This is a genomic window from Oleiphilus sp. HI0086 (assembly GCF_001635225.1).
The window spans coordinates 1-24,903 of the sequence record NZ_LWFZ01000818.1; the positions used below are offsets into that span (position 1 = coordinate 1).

The 24,903-nt window shown below is 44.0% G+C and carries 28 protein-coding genes and 1 pseudogene; 5 read left to right on the top strand and 24 right to left on the bottom strand.

Annotated elements, in window-relative coordinates; translation table 11 throughout:
- From zwf to A3756_RS14545, 4 genes are all read right to left on the bottom strand, one after another.
- On the bottom strand, positions 1-1,130 hold a 1,130-nt coding region (zwf, locus tag A3756_RS14530; RefSeq protein WP_068553753.1), incomplete at its 3' end, for a glucose-6-phosphate dehydrogenase.
- 81 nt (positions 1,131-1,211) lie between these two features.
- On the bottom strand, positions 1,212-2,852 hold the full coding sequence (gene pgm, locus A3756_RS14535; protein ID WP_068553754.1) for a phosphoglucomutase (alpha-D-glucose-1,6-bisphosphate-dependent): 1,641 nt from the start codon (positions 2,850-2,852) through the stop codon (positions 1,212-1,214).
- 114 nt (positions 2,853-2,966) lie between these two features.
- Complete coding sequence (locus A3756_RS14540) at positions 2,967-3,683, bottom strand: response regulator transcription factor (protein WP_068514346.1); 717 nt, start codon at positions 3,681-3,683, stop codon at positions 2,967-2,969.
- Complete coding sequence (locus A3756_RS14545) at positions 3,683-4,687, bottom strand: sensor histidine kinase KdpD (RefSeq protein ID WP_068514343.1); 1,005 nt, start codon at positions 4,685-4,687, stop codon at positions 3,683-3,685. The genes A3756_RS14540 and A3756_RS14545 overlap by 1 nt, the downstream gene beginning before the upstream one ends.
- Positions 4,688-4,881: 194 nt before the next feature.
- Between A3756_RS14545 and A3756_RS14550 the strand changes: the two genes are divergently transcribed.
- From A3756_RS14550 to dinB, 3 genes are all read left to right on the top strand, one after another.
- Complete coding sequence (locus A3756_RS14550) at positions 4,882-5,532, top strand: hemolysin III family protein (protein ID WP_068514341.1); 651 nt, start codon at positions 4,882-4,884, stop codon at positions 5,530-5,532.
- A gap of 1 nt (position 5,533) precedes the next feature.
- On the top strand, positions 5,534-6,415 hold the full coding sequence (locus tag A3756_RS14555; RefSeq protein ID WP_068512166.1) for a carboxylesterase: 882 nt from the start codon (positions 5,534-5,536) through the stop codon (positions 6,413-6,415).
- Positions 6,416-6,503: 88 nt separating this feature from the next.
- On the top strand, positions 6,504-7,562 hold the full coding sequence (dinB, locus tag A3756_RS14560; protein WP_082865274.1) for a DNA polymerase IV: 1,059 nt from the start codon (positions 6,504-6,506) through the stop codon (positions 7,560-7,562).
- A 32-nt stretch (positions 7,563-7,594) separates the two neighbouring features.
- Here dinB and A3756_RS14565 read toward each other — a convergent pair whose 3' ends face one another.
- The 6 genes from A3756_RS14565 to A3756_RS14590 form a co-directional block, all read right to left on the bottom strand.
- Positions 7,595-8,458: a hypothetical protein gene (locus tag A3756_RS14565; protein WP_068514335.1), complete on the bottom strand. Its 864-nt coding sequence runs from the start codon at positions 8,456-8,458 to the stop codon at positions 7,595-7,597.
- Between the two features lie 325 nt (positions 8,459-8,783).
- Positions 8,784-9,083 carry a thiosulfate sulfurtransferase GlpE gene (gene glpE / locus A3756_RS14570; protein ID WP_068507469.1) on the bottom strand — a complete coding sequence of 100 codons (300 nt, stop codon included), beginning with the start codon at positions 9,081-9,083 and terminating at the stop codon, positions 8,784-8,786.
- 35 nt (positions 9,084-9,118) lie between these two features.
- On the bottom strand, positions 9,119-9,757 hold the full coding sequence (locus A3756_RS14575) for a PolC-type DNA polymerase III (protein ID WP_068507471.1): 639 nt from the start codon (positions 9,755-9,757) through the stop codon (positions 9,119-9,121).
- Between the two features lie 318 nt (positions 9,758-10,075).
- Positions 10,076-10,729, bottom strand: a complete 654-nt coding sequence (locus A3756_RS14580) for a PEP-CTERM sorting domain-containing protein (RefSeq protein WP_156490491.1) — start codon at positions 10,727-10,729, stop codon at positions 10,076-10,078.
- 537 nt (positions 10,730-11,266) lie between these two features.
- Positions 11,267-11,524, bottom strand: coding sequence for a hypothetical protein (locus tag A3756_RS14585; RefSeq protein WP_068514329.1), 258 nt, complete (start codon positions 11,522-11,524; stop codon positions 11,267-11,269).
- Between the two features lie 74 nt (positions 11,525-11,598).
- Positions 11,599-12,228 (bottom strand): sulfotransferase, encoded by a 630-nt coding sequence (locus A3756_RS14590; RefSeq protein WP_068514327.1) that lies wholly within the window; start codon positions 12,226-12,228, stop codon positions 11,599-11,601.
- A 167-nt stretch (positions 12,229-12,395) separates the two neighbouring features.
- Here A3756_RS14590 and A3756_RS14595 point away from each other — a divergent pair, with 167 nt between their 5' ends.
- Together A3756_RS14595 and A3756_RS14600 are read left to right on the top strand one after the other, a co-directional pair.
- Positions 12,396-12,644: a hypothetical protein gene (locus A3756_RS14595; RefSeq protein WP_068509369.1), complete on the top strand. Its 249-nt coding sequence runs from the start codon at positions 12,396-12,398 to the stop codon at positions 12,642-12,644.
- 174 nt (positions 12,645-12,818) lie between these two features.
- On the top strand, positions 12,819-13,001 hold the full coding sequence (locus A3756_RS14600) for a hypothetical protein (RefSeq protein WP_068514324.1): 183 nt from the start codon (positions 12,819-12,821) through the stop codon (positions 12,999-13,001).
- Positions 13,002-13,032: 31 nt separating this feature from the next.
- Here A3756_RS14600 and A3756_RS14605 read toward each other — a convergent pair whose 3' ends face one another.
- The 14 genes and pseudogenes from A3756_RS14605 to A3756_RS27750 form a co-directional block, all read right to left on the bottom strand.
- Positions 13,033-13,299, bottom strand: coding sequence for a cytochrome C oxidase subunit IV family protein (locus A3756_RS14605; RefSeq protein ID WP_068514321.1), 267 nt, complete (start codon positions 13,297-13,299; stop codon positions 13,033-13,035).
- Between the two features lie 13 nt (positions 13,300-13,312).
- Entirely contained in the window at positions 13,313-13,903 is a 591-nt protein-coding gene (locus tag A3756_RS14610; RefSeq protein WP_068514317.1) for a cytochrome c oxidase subunit 3 family protein, read from the bottom strand.
- A gap of 22 nt (positions 13,904-13,925) precedes the next feature.
- Positions 13,926-14,225: a cytochrome C oxidase subunit IV family protein gene (locus A3756_RS14615; protein WP_068514314.1), complete on the bottom strand. Its 300-nt coding sequence runs from the start codon at positions 14,223-14,225 to the stop codon at positions 13,926-13,928.
- Between the two features lie 2 nt (positions 14,226-14,227).
- Positions 14,228-14,809 (bottom strand): cytochrome c oxidase subunit 3 family protein, encoded by a 582-nt coding sequence (locus A3756_RS14620; RefSeq protein WP_068514311.1) that lies wholly within the window; start codon positions 14,807-14,809, stop codon positions 14,228-14,230.
- Positions 14,810-14,830: 21 nt separating this feature from the next.
- Positions 14,831-15,601 (bottom strand): CbbQ/NirQ/NorQ/GpvN family protein, encoded by a 771-nt coding sequence (locus A3756_RS14625; RefSeq protein ID WP_156490492.1) that lies wholly within the window; start codon positions 15,599-15,601, stop codon positions 14,831-14,833.
- 36 nt (positions 15,602-15,637) lie between these two features.
- Complete coding sequence (locus A3756_RS14630; RefSeq protein WP_068514308.1) at positions 15,638-17,470, bottom strand: nitric oxide reductase activation protein NorD; 1,833 nt, start codon at positions 17,468-17,470, stop codon at positions 15,638-15,640.
- 136 nt (positions 17,471-17,606) lie between these two features.
- Positions 17,607-19,019, bottom strand: a complete 1,413-nt coding sequence (locus A3756_RS14635) for a cbb3-type cytochrome c oxidase subunit I (RefSeq protein WP_068514304.1) — start codon at positions 19,017-19,019, stop codon at positions 17,607-17,609.
- A 9-nt stretch (positions 19,020-19,028) separates the two neighbouring features.
- Entirely contained in the window at positions 19,029-19,475 is a 447-nt protein-coding gene (locus A3756_RS14640; RefSeq protein ID WP_068506849.1) for a cytochrome c, read from the bottom strand.
- A gap of 476 nt (positions 19,476-19,951) precedes the next feature.
- Entirely contained in the window at positions 19,952-20,350 is a 399-nt protein-coding gene (locus A3756_RS14645; protein ID WP_068509634.1) for a hypothetical protein, read from the bottom strand.
- A 25-nt stretch (positions 20,351-20,375) separates the two neighbouring features.
- Entirely contained in the window at positions 20,376-21,956 is a 1,581-nt protein-coding gene (locus A3756_RS14650; RefSeq protein WP_231875546.1) for a cytochrome D1 domain-containing protein, read from the bottom strand.
- A gap of 2 nt (positions 21,957-21,958) precedes the next feature.
- Positions 21,959-22,834 (bottom strand): uroporphyrinogen-III C-methyltransferase, encoded by an 876-nt coding sequence (cobA, locus tag A3756_RS14655; RefSeq protein WP_068553755.1) that lies wholly within the window; start codon positions 22,832-22,834, stop codon positions 21,959-21,961.
- 9 nt (positions 22,835-22,843) lie between these two features.
- Entirely contained in the window at positions 22,844-24,061 is a 1,218-nt protein-coding gene (nirJ, locus tag A3756_RS14660) for a heme d1 biosynthesis radical SAM protein NirJ (protein ID WP_068514299.1), read from the bottom strand.
- Between the two features lie 30 nt (positions 24,062-24,091).
- A complete protein-coding gene (locus tag A3756_RS14665) occupies positions 24,092-24,679 on the bottom strand; it encodes an Lrp/AsnC family transcriptional regulator (RefSeq protein WP_231875547.1) in 588 nt (195 codons plus the stop codon).
- Positions 24,651-24,903, bottom strand: a pseudogene (locus tag A3756_RS27750) (Lrp/AsnC family transcriptional regulator); the annotation flags it as partial. The pseudogene A3756_RS27750 and the gene A3756_RS14665, both read right to left, overlap by 29 nt.

A 24,903-nucleotide genomic window follows, 5' to 3' on the forward strand; every position in this document is an offset into this window, starting at 1 on the left:
ATGCGTATCACCAGTTTATTTGCCGGTGCATTCAGCCCAAAAACAGGGTGTGGTGTATGTTTGAAGTGAATAACAACTTCCGTCACTCGCGTTGGCAAGCTCTTCCCTGTTCGAATATAAAAAGGAACTCCATTCCAACGCCAATTATTAATAAATAGCTTAAGGGCTACGTAGGTTTCAGTTCTGGAATCTGGACTAACACCTTCCTCATCCCGATAACCTGGAACAGCACTACCTTTAACTAAGGATTCCGTATACTGCCCTAAAACCAGGTTATTCTCTAAATCGGCCTGACTAAGTGGTTTTAGACTCTGTAGAACCTTCACCACTTCATTCCGCGTTGAGTCGGCATTGATCACTGCTGGCGGTTCCATCGCTACCATCGCCAAAACTTGCAGCAAGTGGTTTTGAAACATATCGCGCACGGCACCTGCGCCATCGTAATAGCTACCCCGAGACTCAACACCTAATTTCTCTGCGCCGGTTATCTCAACATAATCAATATAATTTCTATCCCATAATGGTTCAAACATGCCATTAGCAAAGCGAAAAACCAGTAGGTTTTGAACGGTCTCTTTTCCCAAATAGTGATCGATACGATAAATCTGGGATTCATCAAAATAGGAATGCAAACCATGGTCTAGCTCGATTGCAGATTCCAAGTCATAACCTAGAGGCTTCTCGACCACGATGCGCTTCCAGCCTTCACACTGATCCAACAATTGACTCTTTGACAAGCAATCAGGGATCACGGTAAACATACTTGGCGGCATCGCCATGTAAAACAAAGTATTGTGCGGTGTCTGGTAGCGCGCATACAGCTCATTCAAGGTAAGCTTTAGCTTGGAGTATTCCGTGACATCGGAGGTATTCAAAGACAAGTAATAAACGTGCTGGAGAAAATCTTCGACAGTATGCGAATCAAGGTTTGCACCTTCACTTAGCGACTTTAACAAAGCCTCACGATAACTATCTGAGTCATAAGCACTGCGCGAAACACCCAAAATAAAGAAACAATCAGGCAATTGTCTAGTGACATATAAATGGAACAAAGCCGGGATAAGCTTGCGAAACGACAAGTCTCCCGAGGCACCAAAAATGACGATATTACTGTTATCAGGAACCCTCATCAGACAACTCCTTAGTCGTAGGCTTTTAGTATAGCTTACTCATTAAATAGCTCCGAGTCATGACTCAGAGCTTTTTAATCCTTATTTGATGGTTTCATCCACAAGCGCTTTTGCTTCTTTCTGAACTTTCTTCAAATGATCTGAACTGACAAAACTTTCCGCATAGATTTTATAAACATCTTCGGTGCCCGATGGCCTTGCAGCAAACCAGCCATTTTCTGTAGAAACTTTTAGGCCACCGATTGCAGCACTATTACCCACCGCCTTGGTCAGTTTCTGCTGAATCGTTTCGCCTGCCAACTCGCTTGCACTCACCTGCTCAGCAGATAAGGCTTTAAGCTTGGCTTTCTGCTCTTTGCTTGCCGATGCATCAAGACGCTCATAAACAGGAGAACCGAACTGGTTTTCCAGTTCTTTATAACGCTCCCCCGGGTCCTTACCAGTTACTGCGCATATTTCGGCAGCCAGGAGATCCATGATAATGCCGTCTTTATCGGTCGTCCAAACTTGTCCGTTGCGTCTCAAAAATGAAGCGCCTGCACTTTCTTCTCCACCAAAACCCAAGCTGCCTTGATGCAAGCCATCTACAAACCATTTAAAGCCAACAGGCACCTCAACCAAAGGACGCTTTAGCGCGCTAGCCACTCGGTCAATCATGCTGCTGGAAACTAGCGTTTTGCCGATTCCAACAGATTCATCCCATTCAGGACGATGTGAGAAAAGGTAATCGATTGCGACTGCTAAGTAGTGATTTGGGTTTAACAAGCCAGAGCTTCGAGTCACAATGCCATGACGGTCGTAATCAGGATCGTTGCCAAAGGCGACATCATATTGGTCTTTTAATTCAATCAACTGACCCATGGCATAAGGTGAGGAACAATCCATACGAATTTTGCCGTCTTTATCAACACGCATAAACGAAAAGCTTGGATCAACCCGCTTATTGACTAACTCCAGGTTCAAACCATAATGCTCGGCAATCGGCTCCCAGTAAGCAATACCACTCCCGCCCATTGGGTCAACACCTATACGCAAGCCGCTTTTGGAAATGGCAGACATATCAACCACAGATTCCAGGTCCTTCACGTAGGGCATGACAAAATCAATTTCTTGCGTACTGCTAGCTGCCAAAGCCTGCGAATAAGAAACCTTTTTTACTTTTTCCATACCTTGAGCTAAAAGTTCATTCGCACGTGCCTGAATCAGGTTAGTAACATCGGTATCTGCAGGCCCACCATGAGGAGGGTTATATTTAAAGCCTCCATCTTGAGGAGGGTTATGGGATGGCGTAATCACCACACCGTCGGCAAGTCCCTGGGTGCGCCCTTGGTTATGACTAAGAATGGCGTGAGAGATAACTGGAGTAGGCGTATAGCCACCGCCCTGCTGAATGCGCACTTCGACATCTTGCGCCGCAAAGACTTCAAGCGCACTAATTAATGCAGGTTCCGACAAGGCGTGGGTATCTTTACCCAAAAATAAAGGACCACTAATATTTTGAGCCTGGCGATATTCACATAAAGCTTGGCAAATAGCCCAGATATGATGTTCGTTGAAGCTACAATTCAGCGCTGTCCCGCGATGGCCAGATGTACCAAATGCTACTGCATGATCAGAGTTTCCCGGTTCAGGTTGCCGCTTGTAATAACTCGCAACCAAGCGAGGGATATCAGTTAATATTTCTTGCGGTGCAGGCTGGCCCGCCAAAGAATGAACAATCATATAAGTCCTTTAAAATCAGATAGCTTTAACGATAGTCTGTTACTTTGCCATCAAGACTAACACAAAATAGTGTAGGCTTTCTTTACAAGCAATAAAATCTTCATCAGTGATATTTTAATGGTCAAATACGTAGCCCACAGAGCGGCGGCTTTTGAAGAACTCGGGGTTCTTAGGGTCGTCTTCAAAGTACTTTCGAAAACGGACAATAAAGTTATCGACGGTACGAGTCGATAGGTCTTTGGAAAAACCCCAGGCAACTTCTAAAATTTCTCCGCGTGACAGCGCTTTACCACGATTGTTAATCAATAACCTGAGCAAGCGAAGCTCTTGTTCAGTTAGGCTTATTTGTTGCCCTTTGCAATAAGCAACAGATTGAAGGAAGTCGATTTTGTTGCTGCCAAAGCTATATGGGTCCTGACTTCCACTCGCCGCATCAATACTATTATCTTGCCAGCTACTTTGTTTTAAAAGGCGCTCAACTCGTAACAGGAATTCTTCTAGGTTAAAGGGTTTAGAAAGATAGTCATCGACACCGTGGTTAAAACCCTCAATTCTGTCTTGAGCACTATTCTTGGCTGATAGAATAAGGATTGGCAAACGCTCATCTTCTAAGCGAATACGTTTAAGAACAGAGACACCGTCTATGCCGGGCAGCATCACATCCAAGACTATTAAATGCGGCCGCCACTGTTTCCATAAGGCTAGACCGGAAGTCCCTGTTTCCGCTAACGCCACCTTGTAACCTTGAAGCTCCAAATTTAAACGCAACCCCTCTGCAATATGACATTCATCCTCGACAACCAAGATACGCTCATTCTCTGGATCAAACACTAGTGCATCCCCATCATATTACGCGCTCTTTTCGCCATTGATAGTTTATTTCGCTGCGGGAATATAATAACAAACTCAGCCCCCTGCCCCGGCTGGCTTTCCTTAATCTGTATCTTACCACTATGCGCTTTAACTATATTTTGAACCAGATATAAACCGAGCCCACTACCCTGCGCTGAACGCGTCTTTGAATCACCCACCTGATAAAACTTTTTAAATACCTTCTTGCGCTGCGTATGCTCAATGCCGATACCGTTATCGATAAACCTAAGCCTGAGCTCATCATTTCCGCGCAGTGCGAGCTTTTCTATTTTAACGACTAGGCTTGGCTGATCCGACTCATTATATTTAAGGGCATTGCTCGCTAAATTAATCAATAACATTTCAAACAGCGCCCGGCTAAGCGTTTGCTTTATCGGCTGAGATGATTGAGTCGCGATCTGTAAGCCAGTAAACAGGTGGGCATTTTGTTGATAAAACTGAGAGACAAACTCAGCAACGTCTAACTCTATAAATTCATCACTGAAGCTCTGGCTTTCGATCTTTCCCAGATCCAGAATGTTGCTGATATTGTCTGATAAACGGTGAACGTCACGCAGCATATAGTTAAGATACTTTTGCTGCGTCTCCTTATCCAAATCATGCTTTTGGAAGGTTTCTAAATACAACTGCAAGGACGTAACGGGTGTTTTCAATTCATGGGTAAAGTTATTGATAAAGTTATTCTGCAGACGATAAAGCTGCTGCATTTTCTTGGTATAAACGAAACTCATCGACAAGCCCGTAACGATCAAACTCACCAATAAAGTTAATACTGCAATCACCAAAAAGGTACGCGACTCTGTGACTTGTTGCGGATCGATATGAAACCTCAAAATCACTTCATCCAAGCCACTACTGATCTCTATATACCAATAGATATAAAGCACAAACGAAGTGACCAGGGCCACCAGTGAGAAAATGAATGTGAAGGTGCTGTTTGGTAGAAATCTAAATCTATTCATTCGACCAGTTTAACACTGCTTCATCGCGCGCCGTGAGTGTTAAAAGCGGGCTATGTAAAACTTTTGTAAAAGCACCTTAAAGTCTATTTTTTTAACATTATGGTGATTAAGATTAAGCAACAAATTCAGCTCACACTTGTGATACTTTTTTTAGACTTATTATCCTCAGACCTACACAAAAAGCGGTATTGAAAATGGTTAAAAGCTCTGAAGCATTCAACTTCTACTCTCACCTGCTTGGCGCGATAGCAGCCGTGGTCGGTACAGTTTTTTTATTAAAGGTTGCAACCGGCTCTGCTTCAATGCTCGTCACAGCCTTAGTTTACGGTTTGTCACTAATCTTTCTTTTTTCTGCTAGCTCTTTATACCACTGCTTTAAAAAGCAAGAGAACGAGCTATCTTTCTGGCGAAAAATGGACCGCTTAGCGATATTCTTTATGATTGCTGGTTCTTATACTCCCGTCTGCTACTTCTTTCTGGATGATGACTGGCGCTTACCAATGATAGCAATTCAATGGGGACTGGTGGCATTTGGCCTGTGCTCACAATTATTCTTCCCGCGCGCACCAAGAATACTCTATGCCTTAATTTTTCTGACAATGGGCTGGATGCTAGTTTTCCCCATGCAACAAATCTTGGATCTCATGACCGATATGCAGGTTAATCTGCTTTTTGCTGGCGGTATCGCGTTCACGCTAGGTGCTATTTTCTATGCAAGTAAGAAACCCTTAATGTTGCCTGGAATTTTCAGTTTCCATGAACTCTTCCACGTAATGGTCTTAATTGGTGGCGCCTGTCATTACAGCCTGATTTACAGTGCATTTTCCGCTACGGCGTCAGCCTAAGATGAGCTTAAGCTCTAAAGCACAATGCCTGCTAGAGGAAGAAACGAGTCGTTTTATAAACGATTACCAGGAACACTTCCTTAAAGGTGAAACCAAGCCACCAGAAATTGGCCAACCTTACCTGCTTCATCAGCCTCAAGCCACGCAGGGAGTGCTGCTTGTTCATGGCCTAATGGCTGCCCCGGAAGAAGTGCGAGAGTGGGCTGACTATCTTTATAGCCAAGGCTATACCGTCTACGCGCCACGAATGGACGGGCACGGTACATCGGCAGATGATTTATCTCGCCGTAAAATGAGCGAATGGACGGCGGCGGTTAACCGGGGCCACGAAATACTTAAGCACTGCTGTGAGCATATCGTCATCGCTGGTTTCTCTACTGGCGCTGCGGTGGCACTTAAACAAGTCATTGATAAACCCGACGCCTTTGATGCACTTGTGAGTATCAGCGCGCCGCTCAAGTTTAAAAAGTTCTCTGCTAACTTCGCCAAGCCTGTCAATACCTGGAATAAGGCTCTAAGGCGAATAGCTAACCCGGTATTCGATACTAAAAAGTTGCGTAAAGAGTTCGTCACCAATCATGCTGACAATCCTCACATCAATTATCTACGCTGCCCGGTAAGCAGCATCGTTGAAATCAAAAAATTAATGAACCAAGTTCAGAAAGGGCTCTCTAGCATCACCATCCCAACCTTAGTCATTCATGCAGATAAAGACCCAAAAGTTGACGTCCAAAGCGGTAGAGATATTTATAAAAGCATTCACACAGGCAACGCACATTACAGGGAAATAGACTTCCATCTGCATGGTATTGTCAGAGGAGATATCACCAAGAAGGTTTTTTCTGAAGTAAACACTTTTCTAGACGGCGTGTATCGTAAATAATCTGTACACGCTAGCAACCAACCCTACTTGCCTCACGCCCAAGACAACTGTATATTCAAACAGCATTATTTAATTTCGAGGCAACGGTTTGCGCAAGATAATTCATGTAGATATGGATGCTTTCTTTGTATCCGTGGAAATCCGTGACCAACCGGCGTTAACTAATTTACCCGTTGCCGTTGGCGGAAAGCGCCACTCTCGCGGTGTCCTCTCTACCTGTAACTACATAGCACGAGAGTTTGGGCTTAGATCTGCCATGCCGACCTCAGTTGCGCTGCGTTTATGCCCAGATCTTGTATTGCTTCCGGGTAGAATGGATGTATATAGAACCGTTAGTAAACAGATTGGTGAAATATTCGAACGTTATACTGATCTGATCGAACCACTTAGCCTCGATGAAGCTTACCTTGATGTCACCAACTGCTCGTTACATCACGGTTCAGCAACGCTCATCGCTCAGGATATTTGCAAGACGATTCAACGTGAGCTTGGTCTGACAGCATCAGCAGGGGTGGCGCCCATCAAGTACCTCGCTAAAGTTGCCTCCGATATCAATAAACCAAACGGTATTTATGTAATTCCTCCAGAAAACGTGGCCAGTTTTATCGACGATATGCCTTTAGATAAAATCCCTGGCGTTGGCAAAGTCACCTTCGAGAAGCTCAGTGCTAAGCAACTGCGGTTTGGAAAAGATGTAAAGGCTTTTGACCAACAAACACTACTACATAACTTCGGAAGACTAGGCCATTTACTTTGGCAACGTTGCCATGGACAAGACGAGCGCTCAGTAATAACTCACCGAACAAGGAAGTCAGTGGGTGTAGAGCTAACCTTCCCTGAAGACATTGACGACCCGTCTTCACTTGAAGCGATTTTAGTATCAAGGTTGTTGCCCGAGTTAAAACAGCGTGCTGCAAAGCATTTGCCGGGAAGAGGCATTCAGAAGCTAGGCGTTAAAGTAAAGTTCAGTGACTTTCATCAAACAACAAAAGAATATACATTTAGTGACTACAATGAAGCGATGTTTATCTGCCTGTTACATGAGGCAATATCAAGGGGCGATGGTAAGAAAGTAAGGCTATTAGGTGTTCATATTGGCCTGAATAACGAAAAGGAACAGCATCAACAATATGCCTTTTCTTGGTAATGAGCCCTATACCTACAACGCTGTTTTCTTCATTAAAATTTATGCCATAGTTCAGCATTATCAAGCGGGTCGGCTTTACTCAAATTGGGGTTGGGAATAGAAAACCTTCTGCGCTCTTTCAGCCGAAACTTATCTATTAGCGCTTGGTGGTGAGCTAAAAAGTATGCTTCAAATTTGCCATTTTCGATTAGGCGCCACAAACCCCGTTCAATGCGCTTCGCAAGCTCTGGTCGTTTCGGGCTAATAAAGAAATAGGTTGGCAAGGGGATATGAAGCATTAGTTCCGTGTCGATTGCTAGATTAGGGTGCGCCTCTTTTTGAGCTAAGTACTCGGCCTCAATTTCATTAATACCACGACCAAAGGTTTTAAATCTACCGAGCTCTAACATACTAAACAGGCCTTCATAGTTGTTTCCCACAACAACATTAAACCCTGCCTCTCTCAACACTCTAGTCGTCGACCAACCTTTTCCTGAACCAGTGGGTATAGCTTTAAACTCTTCGAAAGACTTAAGTGCTGACAGTTTGCTCTGGTCTTGCTTATTAATGAAAAAGAGGCGATAGCCCTGTATTCCCTTTCGTATGGGAATTCTTACGACGTGCAATTCGCTGACCCAAGCAGTTTTGGGCGCTTCGGCAACGACATGAAGCTCTTTACCCTCTTTCAACGATAACAGTAGACGATTACGGTTCATTATAAGCGTTGCGTGTTTTACAACACTTTTTGAATCGTCGTCTTGAGTCTCATCGAGAACCATTTGCAACAAATCATGTGCGTAATCATAGCGTTTGTCATTAACTGATTCAGGCCGATTTACCAGCACATAATCACTCAAAGCCTGTGCGCTAAAGCTACTTGCAACCAGTAGTAATATTAACTTGAATATTATTATCATTTTTATAATCAGCGTTATCGGTCGGCATAAGAGCCGAACTCTTCTACGATTAAATTAATAAGCTTCACTATATAAGATTAGCCTTATTAGATGCTGATAGCAAAGCCTTAACTTTTCGAAATAATTTTGACTAAGTCGGTAGTCATTGCTGTGTTGTTTTGGCAATCCTAAGAAATTGCACGCTTAGCTATTAGCTCGACGTCTGAGACGAGCGGTGTTTACTGAATATAGATGTAAAGTTTATCAAAGATTAATACGTATCCTTAGTCTTCGATTACCCGGGCTCAGTTAAGTGATTGAAGGGTGATAAAGCAGTAGCTTAGATCTAATCGCCTTGCTGCCATTCAACAAAACCGCCATCAAGACTATACACTTCTCTACAGCCTTGACTGGCGAAAAATTCAGCCGCGCCTTGACTACTGTTGCCGTGATAGCAAACCACAATTAGTGGCTTTTCTTTATCCATGTCAGATAAATACTGTTGTACATTGTCATTCGAAATATGAACCGAGCCTTCTATATTTCCTGAAGCAAATGAAGCGGGGTCTCGAATATCCACCAAAGAACACGCCTTCTCCCTCATTAAAGACCTGGCTTGCGGAACTGAAATACACTTATAACTCATTGCTAACTCCTGCTTTTTAATATAACGATTCGTTCCTAAGCCCTGTGCTTCTCTATAAACTTATGCACCGACTTCTTAGGCACTTTGCTAAGCTGCTGAATAAAAGAGAACGGTAAATCATAAATACCGTAGCGCTCACCAATATCCTCTAACATAGCTAACCACAGCTTGGCAGTCATCTCTGAATCATACAAGGCACGGTGAAAACTACCCGATGAGATTGAGCTAACAGTATCAAGGTTCGCATACTGAACCAAAGTTCCTAACTTATGATTCGGCGCATCCTGAAAAATACGCCTAGAAGCGAGCAAAGAACAGGCAAAGTCTCCCGGATAGGAGCAAGAAACTCGTGATAGTTCAGCATCAAGAAAGCGTTTATCAAAAGAGGCGTTATGAGCGACTAGGTTATGCCCGGCAATAAAATCATTAAAGCGCTTCATCACCTCTTCACAGGGAGCCGCCTTGCTCAACATTGCATTGCTAATACCGGTATAATCTTCAATAAAAGCACTGATGCGAATACCGGGGTTCATTAGGGATTGAAAGCTATCTGTAATCTCCCCACCTTCAATCAGCACTGCACCAATTTCTATCGCACGTTCTCCCATATCAGGAGATAAGCCACTCGTCTCAAAGTCCAGTACGACAATCGTATCTGCTCGTTTTGCGTTCATTAGGTCTAGCCATTTCCAATCATTAATTTGCGCTTAGAGTACACTATCTTCCGGATGAGAATAAGGTGATGCTTGGAAAAGCTCGACTCCAAAACAGAGGAGTGACAAAGCAATAAAACTTTTATAGGTAGGATAGAAACAGGCTCTGATTTTTAACTGATTTCATATCAAGGCAACCCGTAAAACTATCGAAAAGTACTTTGAGAAAATTCATCAGCTTTATGAGCAGAAAAAAAGCCATCTCAAGTGAGATAGCTTTAGTTCTGGGTGATTTCCTTAAGTGCTGGCAACAATAGTGTACTTCAGGCTTAGATAGAATTAGGACTTCTTTTGTCTACGAGCAAAGCTTAAGCCTACTAAACCCAAACCAAGAAGCGAAAGCGTAGCAGGTTCTGGAACATCGATTAAAGGTACTGAAACCGAGGTGACTGACGTGACCGTCATTCTGGTGTTTGCTAAGAAATACTGCTGTGGATCTGAAACCTGGTAAAGGTAAGTTTCAGCCGATATCGTTGGGCTACCCGGTCCGGTTCCAAATGGTCCAGTGCCTTCGGCCCACGTACTGATATTTATTTCAGATCCACCTTCCTTTACGTTAATTGTTGACAAACCGAATTCAGTGATTGAAACCCTCGCCTCACGAATACCGCGGTCGTATTCAACCATATTTTCGGTGGCCAGATGATAATCAATACTAGCCTGCCAGTCCGAGTCGTCGTAACTAATCAAATCCGCATAATTAATTCCAAACAAAGTCCATTCAATTGAACAAGCTCCATCAGCATTTCCATCCAGCGCGTTACAATACGTATACGTTGGAGTTCCATCATCATAAAATGTACTCGCCCGAGTCCCTTCGTTATCGAATGTAAAAGACCATGATAATGAATCGCCGACATTAAGCCCGGTCACGTCACTCTGTGCAACCTGAGTAACCCAAGTTTCCGTAACGATGGCTGCATTTGCTGACATCGAACCTAATGCTAAAACCCCTACAGCGGCTAATTTTTTTAACGTAAATTTCATAATAAGCACCTATAAAAAAGAAACTCTTACATCAAAAAAAAATTAAGCAAATTCAATACAAACTTATACTCTACGAAACCTCAATTCATTAGACTCAACTCGAGAGACCGAAGCTATAACAAGAAATACGTATAGAGATATAATGAATTTCACATATTTTGACCTTATAAAATCATGACCATCTTCTACTAAAGGCAAGTGTAAAATACCTTACTACAAGCTGTTATGTTCAGTGAAGGATAATATTTTAAGCCTTTAGTTTACCCCTTAACCTTATAAAGATAGACCATTAAGAGAAATAAGAAAATATTCGATCTGAATCAGCAGTGTTCGACTCAATTCTATATAGCTTCCATCAGAAAACCGCCCCTCTCTTTTGAACATCCTAGATAATGCAAAAGGGCTGATTTGATTTATTGCCAACGTCTTCGGCGGTTTCCTGGTTTTTACAATTATTACTGGAAGAGCGCTAACTAAAGAACATTAAGGTTTATTCTTCTCGTGCCAATTGAACCGTTTACAAAGGAAAACGCTTAAGTAATGCCCTGCAGCGGCTGAAAGACTTGCAGCGATACCTGAAGATATATCGTTTGTCGCCACATAGAATAGACCTCCCGCGATAAGGATGCCTGAAGGATAAGTATCCGCATTTTCTCCAATAACGACTCGGCTAATTTGGTGTACTGCAAATATCATGAGAAATGATATCAATATTATTTCTGCTATAGGGAGTGACTCCATACTTTGGATAACCTTATTTCGAGTTTGGCTTAGTAATGAGAAATTATTAAGCTGGAAAATAACATGTTACAGCGCTATACGTAATCAAAGAATTTTCTATGTTCCTTGCCCGCACTATTAGGGTTTACTTTGTTAGCATGTTTGAACTCTTTCCAGCTATCTACCTGTTTACCCACATTTAGTCTAGGAAATTCACCACAGCCCTCTGTTGAGGTACCTAAGAAACCTAGCAATGTCGCTAAGCTTTTGGGCTTGCTGATATCTATTTTTAGTAGATCTGATCTAGCCGAGAAATAGTCAAACACCTCTTGTTGATGTTGCCTATAGCAGTTTTCTAAATGAGACTCAGCAATCGGGTCTTCTGTATCGAGCAAGGCGAAGGTTTTGTGGAAGCTACGTTTAAGTACGGGGTTAAAGTGACCTGTCTTGAGTTCCAAGTTTGCTTGCATCTTATGAAGCAAGCGCTGAATCGAGGGTAACCAGACATTTAATTCTCGATCTAAGTAAACGAATTTAGAACCGGGAAAGAGCAGGTCTAGCTCTTGATAGTCACAAAAGCATGGCGCATCTGAAACCACATCGGCCAATTCAAATGCACGTTTAGTATAGGCGGTATGCGCTACCTTATAATTATGCGCTAATAGAGCAACACTAATACTCGTCGTACCCGTTCTAGGCAGACCGATTATAAAAAGTTTATTCATTGTCTGTGACCTGAGCTAAGCGCTTTGAAGTAAACATTCGATATTGATTGAGATCAAGCCTACCCCACAATAAGCTAGCTAAGATATATTTTTCTGCTCAAGCCGCGTATATTTGGGCCTTTAACTTAGTCCATGTCTATTCATATTTTTACCGCTACGAGACNCTTATGCCAGATCAAGATAAAATGGGTTTTCTAAGAAGAACATCCAGAATCTCTAGCCTTTTTTGTTTCGTATCTGCAGTGATTTGTGTTCTGATTCTACTGATTTTCTTTGGTGATTTGTCTAAGGTCTATAAAGCGAGTTTTGCTTCCTCATCCTTTTTCTTTTTTACGAGCGGATTCGTATTGAAAGAAATGGCTGACACAAAAGTTGCACGTACTGACCTTCCACGCCCAGCCCCTGGCGCTGAGTAAAGCCTCGGTAGCCTTAGCCGCGAAAATCACAGCGTACCTTTCAGCTCTGGGCTCAAAAATTCGCCCCTTTCTTATTTGATCAGATCAAAATCTCTAACTATTCTTATAGAAACTATTTAATGAGAAAGTAGAGCCAATTGCTCTCTTAAGCTTCCGAGAGACAAGGAGGACATTATGAGTAAATTTATAATCATTGTATCGACGCTAATGATCATCTTTGCAGCCGTTGTTGGACTGGATGGCGACAACTTTACCAAATACTTAGCGATGTATATGTATGCGCTAGGCGGTTTGGGCTTGTTATCACTACCCTTATTCAAGAAACTATGTGCGCATTATTGTGAAACAGAGCAGTAGAGTAGTGAAAGAGCCCCAAGGGGCACTTTCACTATAAAAATATACTCAGACAATACGCTAAAAAGACAAACGCTCCGATCACTATGCAGTACGCTGACATAATCAAGCGCCATTGTTTGATTACTTCACGCATCCCCATAAAGTGATCGACGACTAGCTGTCCTTTTAATATCAACATAAGAATAGAGCCCAAAACTATCCACACACCTGTTTGTTCTGAACTACCAATCAAAGAGGCGAGGATCGTAATAAGCGTCAGCACTCCCCATACCAGCGTTACCCTTTTAATGTCATTCATTGATTCTGACTCCTTAATGAATCACATAAACGAGTGGGAATAAAATAATCCAAAGCAAATCCACCATATGCCAGTATGAAGCACCGGTCTCTACACCCGTGTGATCTTCTGAGCTATAGTCTCCGTTTTTCGCCTTCTTCGATACCACAATCAGAATCACCATACCTAAGAGCACATGGGCGAAGTGGAAGAAGGTCAGCAAAAAGTAAAACATGTAGAAGGTATTGGTATGCAAAGAATATCCTGCACCGATGGTCTCGGTATACTCCCACATCTTCACGCCTACATAGACTAAGGCAGCAAGGAGTGCCCAGTTAATCCATCTAGAGCAGACGTTTGACTTGCCTTCTTTAATTGCAATAACAGCCCTGACGACAAAATAGCTACTTGTGATTAGGGCAATCGTATTAATCATGCCTGCTAGCTGGTTAAGGTGTTGATGCCCCTCAGCGAACATCTCCAGGTTGAATACTCGAGCAAAGGCATAGGCGATGAACAAGATCGAAAATACGCCCAGCTCTGCAAGGATAAAAATCCAAATGGCAAAGTCGCCCGGTAGGGACGATGACTTTTCTGGCTCTGAATTTATACAGACTTTAGTCATTAAAGCTCTCTTTACTTAAAGACTAGTTTAAGGAGGTGAGTGAAATGATCACTCCCGGAAATATCACTCCCAAAACAATTAAAGTAGGGATCAAGTAAAAGTACCCCAGCATGACCTTCCTGATTTTCGGGTGTGCATGACGCAAACCAATGAACTCATCGATCACCAACCGCCCTTTTAATGTGACAATAACACAGACAATTACCACTGATATTTGACCGAAGTCCGCTGTTTCAGCAGTCAATACGCTTAGTAAGGTCAAAGCCAGTAAAGCCAGCCAAATTCGCAGTAAGTGCCTTTTGCTTGGTAGAGGTAGAATCATCGCTATCTCATCACATAGATCAGTGGAAAAATAATAATCCAGGCTAAATCAACCATGTGCCAGTAACACGCACCTGCCTCCAAACCCGCATATTGCTTAGCAGAATACGCCCCAAAGTAAGACCTGGTTAGTACCCACAGCAAACCAGCCATCCCAAAAAACACATGCAGCAGATGATTGAAGGTCAGGTAGTAATAAACGCTAAAGTAGAGATTAGTTTCGACTCCAATGCCGTTAAGCTCATTAAATTTATACTCCCAAGCTTTCACTAGGCAGTATCCCACTGCGCACGCTAAGGTTAGCCATATCCAACGTCGGCTCTCTTGCGCTTTATCAAGGCGAATCGCTCTTACTGAACGGGCAATAAAGTAACTACTCGTCAGTAAAATAAAGGTATTCAAAATACCGGCGCTGGTATTAAGACTTAAGGGGCCGGTTTTGAATAGCTCCGGGTTATGAACTTTGGCAACGATATAGAGGATAAAGAACAAGCCAAATTCAAATAACTCTGCAAAGACCAGAACCCATATAGCGATATCACCGGGAACATGTTTCCCTGCACTTACTTCCTGCTCAATGCTCATAGGTTTATTTTCGCTAGCGCCCTAGAAATAGGTCATGACCAAGAGTTCAATGGCAGCCAGAGTTTCGGTCTCGTCGGTTAAAGGTTGAGCCAAGCACGATAAACACGCCTCGCGAGCATTCAGCCCTGACTTAATCATCTTGGCGGTATAAATCAGCAGCCTGGTCGATGCCGCTTCTTCCAAGTCATAGTCTTTTAGGCGACGTAAATCCCCACCCAGGCTAACCAGCTTCTTGGCGGTATCTTTGTCGATATTGGATTCCTGACAGATGATTACCGTTTCCCGTTCTGCCAAGGGGTATTCAAACTCCATCGCAACAAAGCGTTGGCGGGTACTTGGCTTCAGCCCCTTCATTACGTTCTGGTAGCCAGGGTTATAAGAGATCACCAACATAAAGTCAGGATGAGCAATAATTTCTTCGCCCGTACGCTCTACAGGTAAAACGCGACGGTGGTCAGACAGTGGGTGAAGCACAACCGTAGTATCTTTCCGTGCTTCAATGACTTCATCTAAATAACAAATACCGCCTTCTCGCACCGCCCTGGTAAGCGGGCCATCCTGCCAATAGGTTCCGTCTTTGCCAATTAAGTGTCGACCTACCAAGTCTGTTGCGCTTAGATCATCATGACAGGCAATCGTGTATAAAGGCCGATCAAGTTTCTTGGCCATGTGCTCAACAAATCGGGTTTTACCACAACCTGTAGGTCCCTTAATCAAAACCGGCAAATTATTGTTGGCGGCGTGCTCGAAGATAACAACTTCATTTCCCTGCGCTAGATAATTCGTTGGCATGTCGTTCTCCATTTAAAAAGCTTGACCCTTGTCGTCTTACGATAGACCTGTAAGGTTCAAGTAAATTTTTGGCAGCAATGCAGGTAAACGCGCAGTATCACTAATCACTGCATAACCATGATCACCAAAAAGGTAAGGTAAATAATCGTTTCCATCTTCATCGATGGTAATACAAAATGGTTGCAAGCCCTGCTGCTTGGCCTCCTGAACCGCCTTACGAGTATCCTCTACTCCGTAACGGCCTTCGTAGTGATCAATATCATTTGGCTTGCCGTCTGAAACAATCAACATGAGGCGCTTTTGAGTTGCTTGTGTTTTTAACACTTCAGTTGATTGACGAATACCTGCGCCCATTCGCGTATAAAATCCCGGCTTGATTTCAAGAATTCGGCCACGTGCGGCATCGCCATAAGGTTCAGAGAAGTTTTTTAACAGGTTATATCGAACTTGTTTGTTCTTGATGGAGGAAAATCCATAGATTGCAAAAGGGTCCCCTGCACTGCTCAAGGCTTCGGCAAACAAGGTGATACTATCTCGAATAATATCTATCACACGCTGATTTGAGTTGATTCCCGAATCAGTCGACATAGATAAATCCGCTAATAACAAGCAGGAAATATCTCGTTGGCTTTCTTTACGGTGCTTATAAAAGTTGTCATTGCCTGTATTAGTATCAGGCTCAACAATAGATTCGATACAGGCATCCAGATCCAGCTCGCTACCTAAAGGCTGACGGCGAAGCCAATGCTGTTGAAATTTCAAAGCGCTGAATCGATGCCTGAGCTGGTTTGCAGTTTTAGTTAAGTGACCAGGAACGCCACTTGGCTCGGCGTCATCCGCTAGCATGGGCTGCAATAAACAAAAGTCTTCAATATAGACAGACTTTCTGTAATCCCATTCACGAAGGCGTATGCCATCACCAATGGCTAAATCATCGTTATGCGGGGCGGGTAAATCCAGGTCGAACTTGATCTTAGCTGCGCCAGCCCGGCGCTTACGAGAAAGCGTAATAATATCCAGATCTTCTGCAACGGAACTGGCATCATCGTCTACATCCTCTTCCTGAGGTCTGTCTAGATCAACATGCTCCGTCCAGCTGAATAAGCTATCGAGCATAAAGATTAATAAGCCATCGGTCTTCTTGGCATCATCGGTGCGCTGAGCATCTTTACGCGGGCCACGAACTTTCTCAGTCTGGGCACCGCTGCTTTCAGCTGGCAGCTCTTCTTCATCTTCTTCAATCGGTGCAACACTAACCCCATGAATCGGTTCTGGGTAGAGCCATAGGCTAATCGGGAAAGGGTCGCCCGGCGCTTTCGGGAGTGTTTCGACGCTCCCTGGGTCTTTTAGTGCTTGATGTATCGCAAGCTCGCGATCAAGTCTTTCACCCTGTAATTTTTCCAAAGGAGGTCGCAAAGGCAAAACCGCGTCGACAAGGCGGAAATACCGCTCTCTTAACCCCGGTTTTGACTTTAGGATCTCTAGCGTCGCTTGCTGGTTATCGGTAAACCAGTGCGTCACTTTCGGTAGTTGAGCGGCCAAGGCCGTCAACCAGAAATATAAATCTTCGTTTAAAGCTTTGTCTTCAAATAAGGCATGTGATGTTGGCAAACGCAGACTACGTTCATCCTGCCATGCCAATTCACTTCGCTTATGCGTCCCCGCCATACGTTGAATCAGTCTACGACGAAATTTCAGCTCGCGTCCCATTGCACCTTCTATCACTTTGCCTGGGCTTCCGCCGAGAGCACGGTAAAAGGGTGCTAACTGAGCACTCAATTCGACTAAATCTACGCGCGCATCTTCAAACTCAGTTGAAGCTTGTCGCGTAACAAATCGATGCCAAAATTCACCAACTAACTCTTCCATCTAACACCTGATTAAACATCATAGATTATGGTTATGGAGTAAGGTGCAGCCCAAATATCTGACTGCACCTAAGTGGGGTCAATATAGCTGGCTAAGCTTATTCCTAAGTTCTAAGTTCAGCCAACTTGCACTTCACTTATGAAGCTGCTCTTTGCTCACCCTCAGGGATAACTAGACCTTGCTTATCGCCAACAAAGAAGCTTGCGAAGAACATGCCTACACCTGTAGTGAACATCACACCGAAGAACAAACGTACCCAGAAGACAGGATGAAGTTGTTCTTGAGTTGCCATAAAGCTCAGAGCATTTGCGTCATCTGGTAAACGCTGGAGAATAATCTGCCAGACGCCCGCCACTGTTAATGCCAAAGTAATACCGCACATTGCGATACACATTGTCCAGAACGACATACGCTCCAATCTCTGTGCTCTTTCACAGTTGCCGTGAGGGCGACCACGCATAATTGGCATTGAATAGGACATTATCGTCATCACAATCATTGAGTAAGCCCCAAAGAATGCTAGATGTCCGTGAGCTGCAGTAATCTGCGAACCGTGTGTAAAATAGTTCACCGGTGCTAGCGTATGAATGAAGCCCCATACACCTGCGCCCAAGAACGCCATTACCGAAGTACCTAAAGCCCAAGTCAATGCTATCTGGTTGCCATGCTCATGACGACGTTCACGAACCATCTTGAATGCGAACACAACCATCATGAAGAAAGGAATTGGTTCAAGCGCTGAGAAGATAGAACCCAGCCACAACCAGTACTCACCCGGGCCGATCCAGAAGTAGTGGTGCCCCATTCCTATCAGGCCGGTAATCAGTGCTAAAGCAATAATCACATACAACCACTTCTCTATTATCTCACGGTCAACGCCAGTCACTTTGATCAAGGTATAAGCCAAAATAGCACCCATGATCAATTCCCAAACACCTTCAACCCATAGGTGAACAACCCACCACCAGAAGAACTTATCAAGAACCAAGTTACCTGGGTTATAGAAAGAGAATAAGAAGAACACTGCCAAACCAATCAGACCTGTAATCAATACCATGTTGATCACTGTTTTGCGGCCCTTAAGGATGGTCATACCTACATTGAAGATGAACCCGAGACAAACGATGACAATACCAATTTTAGTAATCGTCGGTTGTTCAAGGAATTCTCGCCCCATGGTCGGTAAGAGTTCATTAAAAGTAATATCTGCCAAGGTGCTATAAGGCACTAGCAAATAACCTAGAATGGTCGCAACGCCGGCTGCGGCAAACACCCAAAACAGGATTTTGGCAAGCAAGGGGCTATACAGTTCAGTTTGACTCTCTTCTGGGACAAGGTAGTAAGTTGCTCCCATAAAGCCAAATAATAGCCAAACGATGAGCAAGTTCGTGTGCACCATACGTGCAACGTTAAACGGAATAGCACCTGCTAGAAAGTCACCAACGATATATTGAAGACCCATAATGAGCCCGAATACCGCCTGACCTGCGAACAGAACCATGGCGAAAATAAAATAGTTTTTTGCAACACTCTGCGATTCGTATTTCATAGCAACTCCCTAACCTTGCTTATTCGGTGGCCAGTCATTGTCATCAATGCGCGAGGTCCAGATCAGGAATTGAGAAACGTTATGTACGTCCTCTTCTGATAAATGGAACTGAGGCATTTGACGGCGACCTGGAACATTTAATGGCTGAATCGCCATCCAGTTTTGCATGAAGCTTTCAAATACCGCCTCATCACCGGCACCATATCGATCAAATACATTTGCAAGTTCAGGTGCAAAGTAAGCCCCTTCCCCCATCAAACTGTGACAACCGATACAATTGTTCTTTTCCCATATTTCTTTGCCCTTCACGACAGCTTCGGTAATATTTTCCCGATGATCTCGCTCCGGCAATATCCGCATTGTGTCAAAGGTCAGCCCGACAAGCAGCAGGAAGAAGAACACCCCACCACCATAATAAATATTTCGGGCCATTCCTTTGGTAAAGTTATCAGCCATGTTTGCCTCCTGTTTTTATCTCTTGCGCCGCTTTGAGTAACGGCTACCGAGCCTTTGAAAACCCGGTATACCCTTGACGGTCACCCCACTTGTAATGTGAACCCTCCTCCTTGATATGCTTTTCTGACATTCAATTATTGGGACAGAAAAACAAGCTCACGACTTAGCTATTACAAATACCGTACCAGGATATAGATCATTGTTTTTATTGTTATTTTTCTGATAAACCTTCATTATGACAACACTTTAAAGAAGTCTAAATGACACCCGTGAGTTAAAATGACAACAGAGAATTAGAAAGGCTTAAACAAGCCACACAGCTTCAATCGGGTCAGAACCATAGTCTCAACCAACCTGTTGGCTACACCCTCTCCGGCTCGTTGGCAGGCTAGTACTAGACAAAAATAGAGAGGGGGGGTGTAACCCTATAAGCAAAGCTAAGGGGTTACAGGTTGTGAACAGCAAACGGAAAAAAATCAGACTAGCTTTCTAGCAAAGACTCCCGCGCCCCAAACGCCGCCAAGAAAGGCGAATGCGACGCCGAAGAACACCATGATCAATGCCCGAGTATTAAGCACACTAAGGTCGCCAACACTAAGCATTGATAACATGGCGACGATAAACCCTACCGTTACGGCATTCAGCACGGGCGCACCGCTCTCCATTAAGGATGTAATAAAACCACCCAAAAAGAAGCTTAGCGCATATGAGCATATGCTGAGAAAGAACCACATCAGGTCTTTGTGTTCACCAATTAATGTGGAGTTTGAAGCAGCTTGACCGATATAAGAGGCAATTAATACATAGGCGAGCTGAGCACTTAGCAGGATCACAATGGTTGCAATACTGCCTAATATTAAAGATCTGAATCTCATGCTCATCGCCCTTTAAAGTATCATGTTAATGACTCGTGCCACGGGAGTAAGTGGTTTTATTAAAGACATTATACTTCCCCGAAGGCTTCGTCATCGGCAAGCGTTTCACTTCCTCAAGCGTTTGCGCATCATAGACAATCAACGCACCGTCCATATCCCAAATACTCATCAGGGCATAGCGACCATCTTTGGTGAATTCAATATGAGCCGCCGTCTTGCCGGGAATAGGCTGCAGTGTTTTAACAATCTCCAATGTCGATTTATCGATAACGTGCATAAGGTCTTTGTTTGGACCAAAGAAAACATCGACCCAGGCATAAGGTGTCTTCTCATGGCTACGCATAAAAAAGCCTGGCCCTTTTGTTTCGATATGCTTAATTGTCTGCCAGTTATCCATATCGATAATGCTGACCTTTCCGTCCTTTAGGTTCGGCGTTGCCATCACTTCTTTGCCTTGATAATCCCAAGTAATCCCTGACCCCAAGTGCGGCATACCCGGGACATCTAGCTCACCAATTTCTTTGCGGGCATCTAGCGAGACGATAATCCCCTCGCCTTCACGTGAGGCACCGAAGAGTAAGCTATAGTCCTGGTTAAAAAAGAAGTCATCTAGATAGGCTGACACTTTGGCCTTTCGAATCGGGAAAGGTTCAGGTGTAACAACGTCCCCCGCTTCTTTGTGATAGCTATGCTCCCAACCAACGAAACCGGCAGGAGGTTTGTCTTCATAGTTTATTTCCCAAACCTCTTTTATATCTTTTAAGGCAGCAATAAAGCTATTTCTTGGCGGTGCATTGTAGACAGCACTGACGCGCGACGTATTACCATCCTTATCCTTAACATCAATCACCTTAATGGGAGACAGATCTTTGGTATCCAGGATCACCAAGTTATTCGGAAGGTAATTCGCCGCCATGGCATAGCGGCCGTCACTCGATACAGCGAGGTTACGTGTATTAATCCCCACCCTGACTTCAGAAACAATCTTTAGATTATAGATATCAAACTTGCTCACCCAGCCATCACGTGAAGCAAAGTAAACAAAGCGACCATCAGGTGAATACTTTGGCCCACCATGTAAGGCAAAGTGGGTTTTAAAACGATGGATAGGCTCAAATGTATCACCATTCAAAACCGTTGCATGATGATCACCTAGCTCAACGACAATGAACAAGTTCATCATATCGGCTTCAAAAACCGGCTTTTCACCTAAGTCGCCAGGCTTGAAAAAGACTTTTTGAGACTGATTAATATCACTCAAATCCCACTTCGGCATCTCTTTCAAAGGCGTATAGATCAGATCACCCAAAGCTTCGATTTCCGCGTCATTAAGCGTACTCATAAATGCTGGCATTTGCGTCGCTACGCGGCCATTTTTAATGACACCTAGCGCTTTATTTTTTCTCAAGCGCTTGAGGTTCCCAGGAAGTAAAGCCGGACCCATTGCACCCAAACGATTCTCACCATGACAGGCCTGACAATGAGTTTGGTATAGCTCCTGCCCCATTCTGCTATTGATATTTACTTCGGGCTCAGACGCGAGCTCCGGTGAGCCTGCAATAGCAAACGAGGAAAATAGACTTAAGAGAAATAACAGCTGTCTCACAATCAACCTACCTTAGTCATCATCTGTTCATGCCTGGAGGCTTCATCAAGCAAAGTAGCCTGATCAAAACCTTCGGTATCCAAAGCATTTACCACTCGGCCAATAACAATCAGTGTTGGCGGCTTGATTTGGTTCGCTAGAACAAATTCTGGCAAATCTGAAATATTGGTTCGATAGGTTCGATGATTCTCTGTGGTGCCGTTACTGATTAGGGCAACCGGCATGTCTTCGGCCAAGCCGTTATTAATTAACTCTCTAGACAGTATTGGTGATGTTTTAATACCCATGTAAATCACAACAGTGTGATCTTCACGTGCCAAAGCCTGCCAAGGTAAATCCAGCGTATCATCCTGAAGATGGCCCGTGATAAAAGTGCAACCATGAACAAAATCCCGGTGAGTTAATGGAATGCCGGAATAAGTCGTACAACCTGAAGCAGCGGTAACACCTGGGACGACTCGGCAAGCAACCCCCGCATCCAACAGTTCCTGAACCTCTTCACCACCACGACCAAAGATAAAAGGGTCACCGCCTTTAAGACGAGCAACCTTCTTGCCGCTCATCGCTTTTTCGACAATCAACTGGTTTATTTGCTCTTGGGGCAAAGCATGGTCGGCACTTTTCTTACCCACATAAATACACTCTGCCCTGGGCGACACTAATTCCATCACTTCAGCACTGACCAAGCGGTCATAAATAACACAGTCAGCCTGCTTGATTAAGCGATGAGCCCTTATGGTTAACAGTTCAGGATCACCCGGTCCGGCGCCGATCAGAGCAACTTCTCCGGGTAGAAAAGGTCGTCTATTTTCAGAACCTTTAGCAAACAATTCTTGTGGGCGTTTTAGGCCAGCATTGGAAAAATTATCTTGATTCATAAGCCTCTCCTAAACAGCCTGAGGTGTAGCGTTTGTACTTTCAAGCAAGTGCGTATTAACTGCCTCGGCACCATCAATATCGTCTTCTGACAAACCAATTTCCTGATTATCCAGATAGCAGCCCGGGTCCTCTCCCCAATATTCACCATCACTACTGAAAGCTCGCACCCTAGTATTACCACCACATATCGCAAAGTAATCACATTTGGCACAACGTCCCTCAATAGGACGTGGACTCATGCGTAGCCCCAGCATTAATTCATCGTCGGTATTTTGCCAAATATCTGAAAACGGGCGTTCTTTGACATTACCCATGTGATGACTCCACCAGAAAGTATCGGGGTGAACATTTCCCAAGTTGTCGATATTGGAAATATTAATTCCTGAAGAATTACCCCCCCAGCGTTCAAGGTGCTCTCTTAACAGTGGCGCACGTTCTGGAAAACGCTTTTCAGCCCACTGAAGTAGGTAAACACCGTCAGCGTCATTGTTCCCGGTAACATATTCAGTCACCTTGCCAGAAACAACATCATTCCAGGCTCGGTCAAATAGCAGATCCATAGCTTCACGCGTTGTCTGAAAATAGGCATCACGCTTACTGTTGCGCTTACCACGGCCGGAATAGTTAAGGTGGGATAAGTAAAACTTCTCTACGCCATGCTCGTCCATTATATCGAGCAGCGCAGTTAAATCGTCACTGTTTTGTTCCGTCAGTGTAAAGCGCCAGCCAGCTTTAATACCGTTCTCTCGACAGAGTTTAATTCCGTTTAAGGCCGCATCAAAACCACCCTGCATCTGGCGAAATTCATCATTATTTTCACGCAAGCCGTCGATGCTGACACCGACATAATTAAAACCAACTTCAGCTATTTTCTTAATGTTGTCTTCGTCGATTAGGGTACCGTTGCTCGACAAGCCAACATAAAAGCCCATGCTTTTCGCTCTTTTTCCAATTTCAAAGATGTCGTCCCGAAGCAAAGGCTCCCCACCTGAAAGAATCAAGACAGGCACACCGTAAGCCTTTAAATCATCCATCACGGTAAAGACTTCTTCGGTGCTTAGTTCGCCTGGAAAGTGAGTATCTGCCGAAATGGAATAACAATGTCTGCAGGTTAGGTTACAACGCCGAATCAGGTTCCAGATAACGACGGGGCCTGGCGGCTTTCGCAATGGCCCTAATGGCGTTTGATCGTGCAGAATTTTCATGTACTGGCTAATTCTAAACATGGCACTTCGCCTTATTCTATTGGTCTCTGTTCAGGTCTTTTTAGCGCTAGGTGGCGCTTCTCTCTGACCGATTCGTAGACCGGTCTTTTTTAATATTTTGGTACTGTAGAGCACATCGCTCGCTCGTAAGTCATCACCCAATAGCTGATTGATCTGCTCTATATATTTCGCAACTTCTTGTTTAGTTTTACCATGAACCATGGCAAAGAGGTTATACCTCCATAGCGGTAAGTGGCGGGGCCTGTGATAACAGTGACTAACAAAGGATAAATCGCCCAAAGCTTGTCCTAATTCACTCACCTTTTCGTCGGACACATCCCACACAGTCATACCGTTTACTTTAAAGCCCAGTTTGTAGTGATTGGGTACTGCAGCGATTCTTCGAATAATCCCTTTATCTAACATACGTTGCAGACGCGCCATCACCTCATCGGCAGATATATTCAACATCAAACCCAGCACATGATAAGGTCGTGGGGCAAGAGGCAAACCCTCCTGAGTCAAGACGATCAACTCGCGATCTATACTCGATAGTGAGTAGTTTTCTTCCTCCTCCATAGGTAAGTCCTCCGCTTGAGGGCGATAAAAATCATTCGAGGTCGAGATAGAATCCAACATAGAACTCCTCCTTCTTCGGCATGTCGTAGACCTTAAATCCTGTCTGACGTTCAATTTCTTCGATCACTCGCCCTTTACCTTCCTGTTCCTCAGTTGCAATCACAAACCACATATTCAATTCGTGAGTCCGTTTGTAGTTGTGAGCAATCTCGGGAAAGCCATTGACGATTTCAGCTACTTCATCAAAGCGCTCTTCCGGTATCGCCATACCGGCAAGTGACAGT